The following is a 14008-nucleotide window of genomic DNA, read 5'->3' as shown; positions in this document are numbered from 1 at the left end:
TCTGTCAGTTGCTGGTTGGCTGGCGTGTTTCGTTGCAGACTGCGCTTCATCATTATCCGAGAGCCACCCTCATGAGACTTCTGGTTGCTGAAGACGAACCCAAAATAGGTATCTATTTGCAGCAAGGACTCACGGAGGCGGGGTTCAATGTGGATCGCTTTACCAATGGCAAAGTGGCGCTTCAGCACGCTTTGAGCGAGGCCTATGACCTGCTGATTCTAGACGTCATGATGCCTGGGCTGGATGGCTGGGAAGTACTTCAGAAGGTTCGTGCATCCGGAAAAGATGTTCCCGTGCTCTTCCTCACGGCGCGAGACCGCGTTGAAGATCGAGTGAAAGGACTTGAACTCGGGGCAGATGATTACCTGATCAAACCCTTCGCATTTTCTGAATTGCTGGCCCGTGTCAGAACGTTGCTGCGTCGGGGTAACGGCGCTCCCTCGCAAACCTATATGAAATTGGCTGATCTGGAGGTGGACCTGCTCAAGCGTCGGGCCATTCGTGGAGGTAAGCGCATAGACCTTACGGCCAAAGAGTTTGCGTTGCTTGAGCTGTTGCTACGACGTCGAGGGGAGGTGCTGCCAAAGTCACTTATCGCCTCCCAGGTTTGGGATATGAACTTCGACAGCGATACCAACGTTATCGAGGTTGCAGTGAGAAGGTTGAGGGCCAAGATAGATGACGACTTTGAGGTCAAGTTGATTCATACCTCAAGGGGAATGGGTTACATGCTCGACGCGCCTGATTCGGAATCGGAATGAACCGAATGTCCCTGACGACCCGCATGAGTCTGATGTTCATGCTCGCGGTAACGGCCGTGCTCACGGTCGCCGGACTCAGTTTCAATAACCTCAGCCGGCATCACTTTAAGATGCTGGATCAGCAGGCATTGAACGAAAAGCTCCACTCGACCCAGAGAATTTTGTCCGGGTTGAACAGCATCGATCAATTCAGCGAATTTAAGCCTGAGCTGGAGGCGCTGCTGGGGGCTCACCGTGATTTGACTGCCCTAATAATCGATAGTGACGGCAAGCTGCTGTTTGCTGATCCCGGTCCGGTAGATATTCCGAAGGAGTTCCGCACAACCACAAACAACAACGTCTGGGAGTGGCGGGAGCAAGGGCAGATGTTCCGTGGAGTGACGGCACAAGCCGTTGTGACGGGGCAAAACAAGCCGTTGACAGTCATTTTGATCTTTGACGTTACTCAGCATATGTCCTTTTTCGAGACGCTTGAACGATGGTTTTGGATAGGGTTGGTGATCAGCGCATTGGTCAGTGCTGCACTCGGCTGGATGGTAGCAAGCAGTGGCATGCGGCCCATTCGCCAGGTCACGCGGGTCGCTGCCTCAATGTCAGCAAAATCACTCAAAGAGCGCATCCCCTTAGCACCCGTTCCGAAAGAACTTCAGCAAATGGTGCTGTCGTTTAACGCAATGTTGTCCAGGCTCGACGATGCATTTGTCCGGTTATCGAACTTTTCCGCAGACATTGCCCACGAGCTACGGACCCCCGTGAGCAACTTGATGACCCACACCGAAGTGGTGCTTTCAAGAAAAAGGAATATTGAGGACTACGAAGACAACCTGTACTCAAATCTTGATGACTTGAAGCGTATGAGTCGGATGATTGATGACATGCTTTTTCTGGCGAAATCTGACAACGGTCTGATCACACACGAGAACAAACCAATAGACCTGGTGGAAGTCGTGGAAAAATTGCTTGAGTACTACCGCCTTTTGGCTGATGAGCGGGGGATTGAACTCAAGGTTTCAGGAAGGGGCAGCGTCCGAGGCGATGTTCTTATGCTCCACAGAGCGATTTCTAACCTGCTCTCTAACGCGCTTCGCTACACCTCTGAAGGGAAGACGATCAGTGTCGAAATCCTCCAGAAGGAGATGTCGGTATTGGTCGTCGTGGAGAACCACGGAGAACCCATTGCCCCCGAACATCTTGAGAAGCTTTTCGATCGTTTTTATCGCGTGGACCCAGCGCGGCGAGAAGGGAGTCCAAGCAACGCAGGGCTAGGGCTGTCGATTACCCGATCAATTGTTGAGGCGCATGATGGCAAAATCTGGTGTACATCATGTGACGGGAAAACGGCCTTTCATCTAGAGTTTCCTAGTGTTGACTTGAAGGTCAGCTGATCAACGGCGCATTTGTGATCAACGGCGATCTCTCAGCCTGCGCCCAGCGTCCACTTTCGTTATTTTTGAATGAGTGAGAACCCTAGTATCTGGGGCACGCGGTCTCGTCTTTAAGTCTCGCTACGCCCGCCAATTCGAGGCCAAACACCGCGTCAAGCTGACTGAAATGTAATCGAACAGTTTGCGTTCGTGTGGCATCGTGTTCTTGCACTGTGACGTTGGGGTCTAGTGAGTTTCTCGTGTTCAACCTGACCTAGAACACGGAGGCTACTAGCTAATCATCAGTGGTTTTAACAAGAATCGAAAAGTAAAAATTAGATATTCCCAAACAAACCTCGAATCAACAGCTCTTGCTGTGAGGAGTCTTGCATGTCATTCCTTAAAACTACGACCGTAGCTGTTGCACTTACCGCTGGTTTGCTTCTGAGTGCAGTTGCTCAAGCACATCCAAAGCTCCTTTCTTCTACTCCGGCAGAAGGCTCGAATGCGGCGGCCCCTTCGAAAATTGAACTGCACTTTTCTGAGAATCTCACCACTCAGTTTTCCGGTGCAAAACTGATCATGACCGATATGCCTGGCATGCCGAACTCCCCAATGGGTGTTAAGGCCGCCGTCGCTGGTGGCGGTGATCCGAAAACGATGGTGATTACACCGGCAGCACCTCTGACCACCGGTACCTACAAAGTCGAATGGCGTGCTGTTTCCTCGGACACTCACCCGATCACCGGCAACTTCTCATTTAAAGTGAAATGATTTATGAGCGACTCAATAAATATTGTGGTTCGCTTTGCTCTTTATTTCGACCTGATGTTGTTATTCGGATTGGCAATTTTCGGCTTGTACAGCCTCAGGGGAAAGGAAAGAGTATCGGGCACGGCCTTGAATTTTGAGTCGCTTCTTTACGGTACTTCTGTTGCAGGTGTAGCTCTATCCCTTGTCGCCATGTTGTTGCTTGCGAAAGCAATGAGCGGTGTGTCGGAGCTTATGGAGCTACATCACCATATTTTTGAAATGGTCCTCATGGGGACCGACGTCGGGTTGACCTGGATGGTCCGAATAGCTGTCTTGGTGATGGCAATTATTGGCGTCGCGTTGAATAAGCGATTTCCGACACCCAGTCTCTGGATCGTCACCGTATGCGGAGCGATTGCGTTGGCGACGTTGGCATGGACAGGGCACGGCGCCATGGATGAAGGCAGCCGACGCTACTGGCATTTCATCACCGATATATTCCATCTTTTAGCCGCCGGTGGCTGGTTGGGTGCTCTATTGGCATTCGCTCTACTGCTGCGGTTGAAATCGCTAAAGGGCGAACAGGAAGCTCGAATTCTTGCACGGGTGCTGACTGGTTTTGAATCGGCCGGCGCTGTAATCGTAGTGATCATAAGCATCACAGGCGTAGTGAATTACCTGTTTGTCATTGGTCCAAATCTCGATGAAGTGATGCTCAGTACTTATGGCCAGCTGCTGTTTTTGAAAATATTGCTCTTTGCTGGGATGATCGTTTTAGCCACGCTGAACCGCTTTCACCTAAGTCCGGTATTGGAGCGGTCAGTTCGAAATGGAGAATACTCTGCCGCAGTCAATGCCTTGCGCCGCAGCATGACACTCGAGTTTTTAATGGCAGTCGTCATAATTTGTCTTGTCGCATGGTTAGGCACTTTAAGTCCGGAAATGGAAATGAGCGCGGAATAGAGGTTGGTGACAGCCGACGAAGGAGTCTAGAAGGTGAATTGTAAGGGCCATTTCCACCGGCTACACTCCAGCCCATGAAACGCTACCTACGGTTTTGCCTGATTTTCCTGATTAGCCTGGCGCTCCCCCTCAGCGGGATGGCGGGTGTTCAGGCGCCGACTGAGCCCTGCCCCATGAAAACCATGGGCATGGCGATGATGCACGGCATGGAGCAAGACTGCTGCCAGGACATGAAAAGTCCCACCGAGCACGGCAAACCCTGTAAGTCAGGTCAGGAGTGCAAGACTGGTGGCATGCTGCAAGTCTCCATCATCAAGCCTCCTATCACCTTATCCAGCCCCCTCGTACTGTCCTTCTCCCTAGACTCCCATCCAGTACAAACCCCGTCAGGGGTATGGCGACCGCCCCGCACTTGATTCCTGTACCACACTGAGCCTCATTCCGCGTTAGCGGGATGGCATATCTGCGTGCATCTCTGATGAAGCGCGCAGTGGATCATCACAGGAATCGTGAACATGAACTCCAAGTGCTATTGCACAGGGTGGTCCCTCGTGGCCGGCCTGGCGGCAAGCGTACTGGCATTGCCGAGTCTCGCTGCCGCATTGACACTCGATGAAGCTTTGCAGCTGGCTGAAAACAATGCGCCGTCGCTGACTGCACAAGACGCGAAAATTCAGGCTGCCAGTAGTGCGGCCATCCCCGCTGGTGAACTACCCGATCCCAAGTTGCTGCTAGGCGTACAGAACTACCCCATTGGGGGGCCGGATCGCTGGAGCATCGACCAGGACTTCATGACTATGCGAATGGTCGGAGTCAGTCAGGAGATGCCCAACAGCGCCAAGCGCAAAGCCCGAATCGAGGTCGCTGATGCGGCCATTGACCGCGCCGCGGCTGAGCGCCGGGTCGAACGTCTAAAGGTTCGTCAGGCCACGGCGTTGGCCTGGATCAACAGCTACTCGGTTGAGCGTAAAGACGCGCTGTTTCAGGACTTCTACAAAGAAAACCGTCTGCTGGCCGATACCGTCCGGGCACAAATTGCCGGCGGCCGCGCTCAACCTGCTGATGCAGTAACGCCCAAACAGGAAGCGGCACAACTGGAAGAGCAGCAGGACGATCTGATTCGTCAGAGAGCACAGGCCCGAGCGGCCCTGAAGCGCTGGATTGGACCAGCCGCCAATGACAAACCTGTGGGCAGCTTGCCTGAATGGCCTGTCGAAGCCTCTGACTACTCTCATAAGCTGCAACACCACCCAGAATTGGCTGCTTTTGCGCCAATGACCCGCGAAGCGCAAGCCAAGGTCCGTGAAGCCGAAGCGGAAAAACAGTCGGATTGGAGCTGGGAAGTCGACTATCAGAATCGCGGCCGACAGTTCGGCGACATGGTCAGCGTGCAATTTTCCTGGGATCTACCACTGTTTCCTGACTCTCGGCAAAACCCCAAAATTGCGGCCAAGCACGCTGAACTCAACCAGCTTGAGGCTGAGCGTGAAGCCCTGTCACGCGAGCACACCCAGCAACTGGAGGACGAGCTGGCCGACTATGAACGCTTGAATCGTGCCGTCCATCGAACCCAGGACAGTTTGCTGCCCTTGGCCAAGGAGAAGGTCGAGCTCAGCATGGCCAGCTACCGCGCCGGCAAAGGCGATTTGAGCTCCGTCGTGGCCGCTCGGCGCGAGCTCATCGAAGCCCGCCTCAAACAGATTGACGTGGAAGAGCAGCGAGCGCTGACCAGTGCGCGTCTGTATTTTGCTTACGGGGAGTCCAGCCAATGAACCTTAGAAAGTGGAACGGGGCATTGCTGGTAGGCCTCTCGCTGGTATTGGGTGTTGCCGGTGGTTACTGGTTCGCTCAGCAGGGCATGAGCGAAGTACCTGGGGCAGCCCCGGAGCAGAGCCTCCCCTCTCTGGACGAACGCAAAGTGCTGTATTGGTACGACCCTATGTCCCCGCAGCAAAAGTTCGATAAGCCGGGTAAGTCGCCCTTCATGGACATGCAGTTGGTCCCTCAGTACGCCGACATCAAAGGGGACAGCGCAGCCGTTCGCATTGATCCAAGCCTGACTCAGAATCTCGGTGTGCGACTGGCTACCGTCAGTCGAGGTGTGTTTGCTTCGAGTCTGGACGTTGTCGGTGTGTTGGCTTTCAACGAGCGGGACGTCGCCGTCATTCAAGCCCGTACGGCGGGTTTCGTCGAGCGCGTGTATGCCCATGCTCCTGGCGACGTGATCAAAGCCAATGCCGCCATGGCGGATATCCTTGTACCTGAGTGGGCTGCGGCTCAGGAGGAGTTTCTCGCACTCAAGCGCAGTGGCGATGCGGGCTTGCTGGCAGCGGCTCGCCAGCGCTTGCGGCTCACCGGGATGCCGGCGGCATTAATTGCTCAAGTAGAGCGCAGTGGCAAAGTCCAACCAAACCTGACCCTCACCAGCCCTATTAGTGGTGTGCTGCAAGAGCTCAATGTGCGCGAGGGTATGACGGTGGCCGCCGGCGAGACACTGGCACGCGTTAATGGTTTGAGTAGCGTCTGGCTGGCCCTGGCCGTTCCGGAGACTGAATCTGGATCAATCCTCATGGGGCAAGCGGCAGAGGCGCGTTTGCCCGCGTTCCCTGGGGTTGTGCTCAAGGGCGTCGTCGGCGCGATTCTTCCGGAAACCAATCCGGATAGCCGCACCCTTCGCGTACGCGTCGAGTTACCTAACCCAGAAGGCCGTCTCAGGCCGGGTATGACCGCACGAGTGAGCCTCAATCGTTCAACGGAGCAAAGTGTGTTGTGGGTGCCGAGCGAGGCCGTCATTCGCACCGGTCGACGTGCCCTGGTGATGCTCGCTGAAGACGCTGGCCGCTATCGTCCTGTTGAAGTGTTGATTGGGCAGGAAAACGATGGCAAGACGGCGATCTTGAAAGGTCTGGAAGAGGGCCAGAAGGTGGTTTCCTCTGGCCAGTTCCTGCTCGACTCGGAGGCCAGTCTTAAGGGCATCGTTGCAAACTCAGAGGAACAGTCACCAATCAACGCGACAGCCTCCAGTTTTCATGAGGCGGATGGGCAGATCGTTGAGATCAACGACAAAGAAGTCACACTCGCCCATGGCCCCTTCAAAACGCTGGGCATGCCTGGCATGACGATGACGTTCCCGCTCGCCAATCCGGCGCTGATGCAGGGCCGCAAAACGGGCGACAAGGTCCGGATTGCAGTGAGTCAAACCGACGATGGCTTGCGTGTTGAGCGTCTAGAGAAATCAGGGGGCCAGCTATGATTGCTGCCCTGATTCGTTGGTCAGTAGCCAACCGATTCCTGGTGCTACTGGCGACACTGTTTGTCACGGCGTGGGGCATCTGGTCGGTGCAGAGCACGCCCATCGATGCGCTGCCGGATCTCTCCGATGTTCAGGTGATCATCCGAACCCCGTATCCGGGACAGGCACCGCAGATCGTCGAGAACCAGGTGACCTATCCGTTGGCCACCACCATGCTTTCGGTGCCTGGCGCCAAGACCGTGCGCGGCTACTCCTTCTTTGGTGACAGCTTTGTTTATGTGCTGTTCGAAGACGGTACTGACTTGTATTGGGCCCGCTCGCGGGTGTTGGAGTACCTGAGCCAAATACAAAGTCGCTTGCCGGCCAGCGCCAAACCGGCGTTGGGGCCGGATGCAACGGGAGTGGGCTGGATCTATCAGTACGCACTGGTGGATCGCAGTGGAGGACACGATCTGGCGCAGCTACGCGCACTTCAGGACTGGTTCCTCAAGTTCGAACTCAAGACCCTGCCCAACGTTGCGGAAGTGGCCACCGTGGGCGGCATGGTCAAGCAGTACCAGGTCCAGATTGATCCCCTCAAACTGGCCAGCCTCGGTATCACTCAGGCTGAGGTGACCGAAGCGATCGGCAAGGCCAATCAGGAAACCGGTGGCGCCGTCCTGGAGATGGCAGAGACCGAGTTCATTGTGCGTGCTTCCGGCTACTTGAAAACGCTCAATGATTTTCGGGCGATCCCACTCAAGCTGGGATCGGGTGGTGTGCCTGTGACCCTTGGCGATGTCGCCACGATCCAGTTGGGTCCGGAAATGCGGCGTGGCATCACCGAACTCGACGGCGAAGGCGAGACGGTTGGCGGTGTGGTAATTCTGCGCAGCGGCAAGAACGCTCGCGAAACCATTGCGGCGGTCAAGACCAAACTCGACGAGTTGAAAAGCAGCTTGCCGGCGGGGGTGGAAATCGTCACCACCTACGACCGCAGCAAACTAATCGACCGCGCGGTGGAAAATCTCAGCCACAAACTGCTCGAAGAGTTCATCGTCGTCGCGTTGGTGTGTGGCATCTTCCTCTGGCACCTGCGTTCATCTCTGGTGGCAATCATCTCCCTGCCGGTGGGGGTGCTGATCGCCTTCATCGTGATGCGTTATCAAGGGATCAACGCCAACATCATGTCCCTGGGCGGAATTGCCATCGCCATCGGTGCCATGGTCGACGCTGCCGTGGTGATGATTGAAAACGCGCACAAGAAGGTTGAGGCTTGGCACGTGGCCAATCCGGGGGAGGAACTGAAGGGTGAACGTCATTGGCACGTGATGACCGAAGCGGCGGCTGAAGTTGGACCAGCACTGTTCTTCTGTTTGTTGATCATTACCCTGTCGTTCATTCCGGTGTTCACCCTGCAAGCCCAAGAGGGGCGGCTATTCGGCCCGCTGGCTTTCACCAAGACCTACGCCATGGCCGCAGCGGCGGGATTGTCAGTGACCTTGGTGCCGGTGTTGATGGGCTACTGGATTCGGGGACGAATTCCCAGTGAACAACAGAACCCGTTGAACCGCTGGCTAATCCGGATCTACCAGCCGGCTCTGGATGCAGTCTTGCGACGACCGAAGATCACGCTGCTGGTCGCGTTGCTGGTTTTTATCAGCGCACTATGGCCAATGTCGCGCTTGGGTGGCGAGTTTCTTCCGCCTTTGGACGAGGGCGACCTGCTCTATATGCCTTCGGCTCTGCCGGGATTGTCGGCGCAGAAAGCGGCGCAACTGCTGCAACAGACCGACCGCCTGATCAAGACCGTGCCGGAGGTCGAACATGTCTTTGGTAAAGCCGGTCGTGCTGAAACTGCCACCGACCCGGCGCCGTTGGAGATGTTCGAAACCACCATCCAGTTCAAGCCACAGGAGCAATGGCGCCCAGGTATGACTCAGGAAAAACTGGTGGAAGAGCTGGATCGAGTGGTGCGAGTTCCTGGGCTGACCAATATCTGGATACCACCGATTCGCAACCGAATCGACATGCTGGCCACGGGGATCAAGAGTCCTATTGGGGTGAAAGTTGCCGGCACCAACCTGACCGAGATTGATGCCGCTACCCAGGCGGTCGAGCGGGTGGCCAAGGATGTGCCCGGCGTCAGTTCGGCGCTGGCCGAGCGTCTGACGGGAGGTCGCTATATCGATGTGGATATCGATCGTAAGGCAGCCGCTCGTTACGGGCTGAACATCGCCGATGTGCAATCCATCGTGGCCGGTGCTATCGGCGGTGAGAACGTCGGGGAGACCATTGAAGGGCTCGCACGTTTCCCGATCAACGTACGTTACCCTCGGGAGTGGCGTGACTCGCTCGGCGCCCTGGAGCAATTGCCGATCTACACCCCGCTAGGGAGCCAGATCACCCTCGGCACAGTGGCGAAGGTCAAGGTCAGCGACGGCCCGCCGATGCTCAAGAGCGAGAATGCACGGCCCTCTGGTTGGGTATACATCGACGTGCGTGGCCGGGACATTGCCTCGGTAGTCGCCGATCTACGCCGGGTCGTCAGCGAGCAGGTCAAGTTTCAGCCCGGCATGAGCCTGAGTTACTCAGGACAGTTCGAATTTCTCGAAAGGGCCAACGCACGACTCAAACTGGTGGTGCCTGCCACGCTGTTGATCATCTTCGTATTGCTTTACCTGACGTTTGCCCGCTTCGACGAGGCCCTGCTGATCATGGCCACTCTGCCATTCGCCCTGACTGGCGGGGCATGGTTCCTCTATCTGTTGGGGTTCAACCTGTCGGTCGCCACCGGGGTCGGCTTTATCGCCTTGGCCGGTGTTTCTGCCGAATTTGGCGTGATCATGCTGCTCTACCTGAAAAACGCCTGGGCCGAACGTGAAGACCTCGGTGACAACACTGAGCGTGGGCTGATTGCGGCCATTCGTGAAGGGGCCGTGCAGCGCGTTCGACCCAAGGCCATGACCGTGGCCGTGATCATTGCCGGCCTGTTACCCATCCTGTTGGGCAGCGGCACCGGCAGCGAGGTGATGAGTCGCATCGCCGCGCCCATGGTGGGCGGCATGATCACCGCACCCTTGCTGTCGCTGTTTGTCATTCCGGCAGCCTATCGCCTGATGCGTCGCCGGCACCTCTCAGTTGAACCCATTAACTCTCAAGGAAACGTCCTATGAAACTGACCCTGATTGCAGTTGCAAGCACCGTATTTGCGCTGTCTCTTTCTGCCCTGGCAGAGGACGTGCCGGGCATGAAAATGGACGGTATGGAGGGCATGGAGATGAAGCAGGACGTAAAGCAGGCTCCGATAGCCAAAGCGGAGGGCACGATCAAGTCAATTAACTCCGAGAAGCAGACAGTGACTATCGCTCATGGCGCCGTGCCAGCCGTGCAGTGGCCTGCTATGACCATGGCTTTTTCCGTAACGGAAGATCAGCTGACAGGGCTGACGGCCGGAGACCGAGTGTCGTTTTCATTCCGGTTAGAGGGTGGCCGAGCCACGATTGTATCCATCAAAAAGTGAAATGGCGGTAATGGAAGTAGCCGGAGCGTAATGTCGCGTCGGCTTCTGCCACCCGCTTTTTACGAAAACCAATTATTCAGTAACGGAGCGTGTATGGCCGCTATTGGCTGTGGATTCGATCGATCAATGCTATGAATGAAGCTGCGATAGTGTTTGGTAGAGAGACAGAGCAAGGAGAAGGCATATGCAAGACAGCGGATGGAAGGCGCGCTTAGATATTCTGCGGGACGCAGTGAAAAGAAATATGCTTGATAAGCTAGTCGGACATGGCTGGGAAGCGTCCATAGTCCGTGAGGTTGCCGCAGGAGAGTATGTGGTCGTAAAGGCGTCTAGAGGCGGGGCGGAGCGTTCGGCCGCAGTACTCTATTCGTCAGCGACGAGCAACAATGTATACAAGCAACTGGCTGGAGAGGTGTCCGTTATCTTTTTTAACGGACAGCCGTACATGGTTGAGTCATTCGCTATGGGGGTATCCATTCCCGTGAAGCCGATTGACGATTTTCAACCCTTTCTCATCGAATGGAACCGTGAAAGCAGCACTGGAAAGTTTGCTCCTACGACAACGCAAGCAGAAGAGACGAGCCTTGAAGAGTTGCAAGCACCGCGGCGAGTGCTGCTTTCAGAGACTCCGATAGAAGCAGTCTGGGCGAGGCTTGCTCAGTTAAAAAGTGCAACTCTTGCTCGAAAGATGGTCGACCGTCGCGCTCAACTTGAAAGCCTAAGTCTTGAGCCGTCGACCATTGTGTCAAAGGGAGAGGGCGTTGCTTTCGCGCTCCGAAATGCCACCGATTATTTCAGTGCCATTGATCGAAGAAATGTCAGTCAACGTGTACTCAATCTGTATTACGGCACAATGTCGTTCGCATTTGCCGAGATGCTTGCTTCACCAGGTGGTCCTCAAACCCTTTCAGAGTTGGAGGCAACAACCAAAAAAGGGCATGGCCTTTACACCCATGATGGTTTAGATGACCGATTTGAGAGTCTGGCCATTGGCGCGCTCGTCTCGGGTTTTTTCCCAAGTTGGGTTAAATCGATGACTGCAAACTCACTTGTCGCTGCCAAACGGAAACCAGACGGTCTGGATGCACTGAAAGCACTGCCCGTTGAAAGCTGGCTTACGATGGAGCAGCTGTTTTCTCGGATACCTGAGGTTGCGGATCTTTTTGAGGACATATTTGAAGGTAAACCTTCTTGGGTTACTCCTGCTTACGATCAAGAAAGTAATGGTCGACACCACCGTGCGACGACGACCTACGCTCTTTTGATAGATGAGTCTGGGCGAATGACTATGGATGATATTGCTGCTTTTCCTGGGGCAATTCGCGAGATCATCCAAGTTTCGTCTAGGTCATCAGCAAGCCATTTCCGTGTGGCAATTGATCATCCGGAGTCGAGTATTTGGTGGGATGCACTTCAGCTACATCACAGTCCATTTAAAAGACATGCGCTAATGCTGCCTCTCTTTGGAACGATAAATGAGTATCGAGCGACATGTTTGGTGTTGCTCTATGCGTTGTCCATTCTGGTTCGCTATCGTCCAAGCCTATGGCGGCAGATACAGGAAGGGGAGCTTGATCATTTCAGGTCACTGATCGAGACGTTTCTCTCAGCAGTTGAGCGCATTCTTCCAGAACAGTTTCTGGAGAAAATTACGGGGCAGTCGATCTCTGTCCATCAACCCGGCTCGTTTTTTTCCTAGGATGGTTGAAGACCCTGAGCATTCCTCCGTCCGTTTTTAGTTGGAATCTTCGGGAAACCCACTTTGATTATCCGATTGAGGGCGTCTGGGATCCATTGGCGGCGTAGTCTGGAAAAGACATCATCGACTCAGTCGGTGTGTGCTCATAGGTTGAGGACAGCACTGCACTGAGGCGATCACCCAATAGGTTCCAGGCGCGCTTCTTTTCTTCGGCATAATCGTGATGCAGGTAGTGGCGTCTCACCCGAGAGCCGGCCAACACATGGTTTTGGCAGCGATCGATGACGTCCAGGCTGACCCCCAAAGCCTGCATCATGGTCGCGCCCGTGCGGCGCAGATCATGCGGCGTCCAGTCGCCGTTTTGGCCGTCGGCGAGGACCAGCGTGTCGTCGTGACGCCTTCTTGAGAGGGCCTTGCGGTTTTTGAACCGGGCCTGGCGATCACCGACCTGTTTACTCACCACTTTCACGTCCACATGCCCATCATCCTGCTTGTTCGGAAAACACCATTGTGAGTCTCCCGTCAGGGTCTTGAGTTCTTGAAAGAAATGCAGGGCGAAGGGGGAGAGGAAGACATGGTGGTCCTGCTTTTTGCCGCGAGTGCCTTTGACGTTTTCGCTGGGGAGAAACCAGGTCTGCCGGTCCAGATCGATATTTTTCCATTCGGCCTGCAGCAACTCGCCGATCCGGCACAGGGTGCCCAAGCTGATCCAGAGCGCAAGTTGGGTTTCCTTCTTTAGCGGCCGAATGCCGTCGTACTTTTGACCCGCGGGGAGGGCGTTGTAGTCGGCGGTCATTTGCTGGAAGCGGTTGTGCAGTTCCAACAGCTCAGCCGACGAAAGGATCCTGCTTCTTTCGGCCTCGTAGTCGGCCGGGATCAGGGGGGAGATGTCGACCAGCTCAGTTGGATCACCCTCGATCAATAAGGCCCGCCAGGGTTGGCGCTTTCTAGCCCAGCTGAACATCTGGGTGAGGTCGGCGAAGAAGCTGATGGCTTGCCGGTGAGCGCCGCGGTTGACCACGGCCCGGATCAGCGCCCGAACATCGTGTTCGGAAACATTGTTCACCGCTGTCTTGCCGAGTGCCGGAAAAAGGTCCTTGTTAAAGCGTCGTTGCAACTCGGCATTTCCGTCTTTACGCGCCACGCCATCCAACAGCCAGGCCTTGGCCAGATCCTGGACGGTCAGTATTTGCACCTTGCGCGTCCTCTCCTGTTCGGCCTCAACGTTAGCAGCGGCATGCGCCTGTGCCTTGGCGGTCTTCTTGTGCTCGTTGGGATTGATCTGCTCATCGATGAGCGCACGGGCCTGGTTGCGGGCCTTGCGGATGTCCGTCAGGGATTTGCGCGGCCAGGACCCGCAGGAGTACTCTTTGTTTTGGTCGCCCCACCGATAGCGATAGAAAAAGCTGACCGACACGCCGTTCTTGCGCACTGAGATTCGACCGGCCAGATTGCCATCCTCCCTGAGTATTCGGCCGGCATCTTCAACGGTCAGCGACTCGAGTTCTTTGATGGTGATTTTAACCATAAAATAGGTTCCCCCTACTTTTACCCCCACAAAAACGCCGGCTCTTGATGGACGTTCCTGGACTCTCGTAGAGCAGAACACCGCTGGAGCTCAAGTAAATACTAGCTTAGAAAAATCCAAAGTAAAATTTTGGAGTCTTTCAAGAAGTATGAAAAAGGAGATGGGGTGCTAGGGGTCGAGTGTTC

General features: G+C 55.2%; 11 protein-coding genes. 10 read left to right on the top strand and 1 reads right to left on the bottom strand.

The window, feature by feature from the left end; all coding sequences use genetic code 11:
* Positions 1 to 71 precede the first annotated feature (71 nt).
* The 10 genes from HBO05_RS11750 (at position 72) to HBO05_RS11710 (ending at position 12295) form a co-directional block, all read left to right on the top strand.
* Positions 72 to 761 carry a heavy metal response regulator transcription factor gene (locus tag HBO05_RS11750; protein WP_024078225.1) on the top strand — a complete coding sequence of 230 codons (690 nt, stop codon included), beginning with the start codon at positions 72 to 74 and terminating at the stop codon, positions 759 to 761.
* Positions 758 to 2146, top strand: coding sequence for a heavy metal sensor histidine kinase (locus HBO05_RS11745; RefSeq protein WP_048377464.1), 1389 nt, complete (start codon positions 758 to 760; stop codon positions 2144 to 2146). The genes HBO05_RS11750 and HBO05_RS11745 overlap by 4 nt, the downstream gene beginning before the upstream one ends.
* Positions 2147 to 2515: 369 nt before the next feature.
* On the top strand, positions 2516 to 2899 hold the full coding sequence (gene copC, locus HBO05_RS11740; RefSeq protein ID WP_019821291.1) for a copper homeostasis periplasmic binding protein CopC: 384 nt from the start codon (positions 2516 to 2518) through the stop codon (positions 2897 to 2899).
* A gap of 3 nt (positions 2900 to 2902) precedes the next feature.
* Positions 2903 to 3841: a copper homeostasis membrane protein CopD gene (gene copD / locus HBO05_RS11735; RefSeq protein ID WP_068588834.1), complete on the top strand. Its 939-nt coding sequence runs from the start codon at positions 2903 to 2905 to the stop codon at positions 3839 to 3841.
* A gap of 74 nt (positions 3842 to 3915) precedes the next feature.
* Positions 3916 to 4257: a hypothetical protein gene (locus HBO05_RS29255; RefSeq protein WP_048377699.1), complete on the top strand. Its 342-nt coding sequence runs from the start codon at positions 3916 to 3918 to the stop codon at positions 4255 to 4257.
* Between the two features lie 99 nt (positions 4258 to 4356).
* A complete protein-coding gene (locus HBO05_RS11730) occupies positions 4357 to 5613 on the top strand; it encodes a TolC family protein (RefSeq protein WP_048377698.1) in 1257 nt (418 codons plus the stop codon).
* Positions 5610 to 7094, top strand: coding sequence for an efflux RND transporter periplasmic adaptor subunit (locus HBO05_RS11725; protein WP_172312756.1), 1485 nt, complete (start codon positions 5610 to 5612; stop codon positions 7092 to 7094). The genes HBO05_RS11730 and HBO05_RS11725 overlap by 4 nt, the downstream gene beginning before the upstream one ends.
* A complete protein-coding gene (locus HBO05_RS11720; protein ID WP_048377696.1) occupies positions 7091 to 10249 on the top strand; it encodes an efflux RND transporter permease subunit in 3159 nt (1052 codons plus the stop codon). Before HBO05_RS11725 ends, HBO05_RS11720 begins: the two co-directional genes overlap by 4 nt.
* A complete protein-coding gene (locus HBO05_RS11715; protein WP_048377695.1) occupies positions 10246 to 10596 on the top strand; it encodes a copper-binding protein in 351 nt (116 codons plus the stop codon). Before HBO05_RS11720 ends, HBO05_RS11715 begins: the two co-directional genes overlap by 4 nt.
* 184 nt (positions 10597 to 10780) lie before the next feature.
* Entirely contained in the window at positions 10781 to 12295 is a 1515-nt protein-coding gene (locus HBO05_RS11710; RefSeq protein WP_070414635.1) for a hypothetical protein, read from the top strand.
* A gap of 67 nt (positions 12296 to 12362) precedes the next feature.
* Here the strand turns inward: HBO05_RS11710 and HBO05_RS11705 are convergent, their stop codons facing one another.
* Positions 12363 to 13823, bottom strand: coding sequence for a site-specific integrase (locus tag HBO05_RS11705; RefSeq protein WP_048377702.1), 1461 nt, complete (start codon positions 13821 to 13823; stop codon positions 12363 to 12365).
* Between the last annotated feature and the right edge of the window lie 185 nt (positions 13824 to 14008).

This window comes from Pseudomonas sp. WS 5079 (genome assembly GCF_012985465.1).
GTDB lineage: Bacteria > Pseudomonadota > Gammaproteobacteria > Pseudomonadales > Pseudomonadaceae > Aquipseudomonas.
Note: the sequence above shows the minus strand (reverse complement) of the source record. Positions and strands in the feature narration are given on the sequence as shown.

Excerpts from the sequence above, each read along its gene's own strand:
- copC (WP_019821291.1), top strand. The coding sequence starts at position 2,516 with ATGTCATTCCTTAAAACTACGACCGTAGCTGTTGCACTTACCGCTGGT.
- HBO05_RS11750 (WP_024078225.1), top strand. The coding sequence starts at position 72 with ATGAGACTTCTGGTTGCTGAAGACGAACCCAAAATAGGTATCTATTTG.
- HBO05_RS29255 (WP_048377699.1), top strand. The coding sequence starts at position 3,916 with ATGAAACGCTACCTACGGTTTTGCCTGATTTTCCTGATTAGCCTGGCG.
- HBO05_RS11715 (WP_048377695.1), top strand. The coding sequence starts at position 10,246 with ATGAAACTGACCCTGATTGCAGTTGCAAGCACCGTATTTGCGCTGTCT.
- copD (WP_068588834.1), top strand. The coding sequence starts at position 2,903 with ATGAGCGACTCAATAAATATTGTGGTTCGCTTTGCTCTTTATTTCGAC.
- HBO05_RS11745 (WP_048377464.1), top strand. The coding sequence starts at position 758 with ATGAACCGAATGTCCCTGACGACCCGCATGAGTCTGATGTTCATGCTC.
- HBO05_RS11710 (WP_070414635.1), top strand. The coding sequence starts at position 10,781 with ATGCAAGACAGCGGATGGAAGGCGCGCTTAGATATTCTGCGGGACGCA.
- HBO05_RS11730 (WP_048377698.1), top strand. The coding sequence starts at position 4,357 with ATGAACTCCAAGTGCTATTGCACAGGGTGGTCCCTCGTGGCCGGCCTG.
- HBO05_RS11725 (WP_172312756.1), top strand. The coding sequence starts at position 5,610 with ATGAACCTTAGAAAGTGGAACGGGGCATTGCTGGTAGGCCTCTCGCTG.
- HBO05_RS11705 (WP_048377702.1), bottom strand. The coding sequence starts at position 13,823 with ATGGTTAAAATCACCATCAAAGAACTCGAGTCGCTGACCGTTGAAGAT.
- HBO05_RS11720 (WP_048377696.1), top strand. The coding sequence starts at position 7,091 with ATGATTGCTGCCCTGATTCGTTGGTCAGTAGCCAACCGATTCCTGGTG.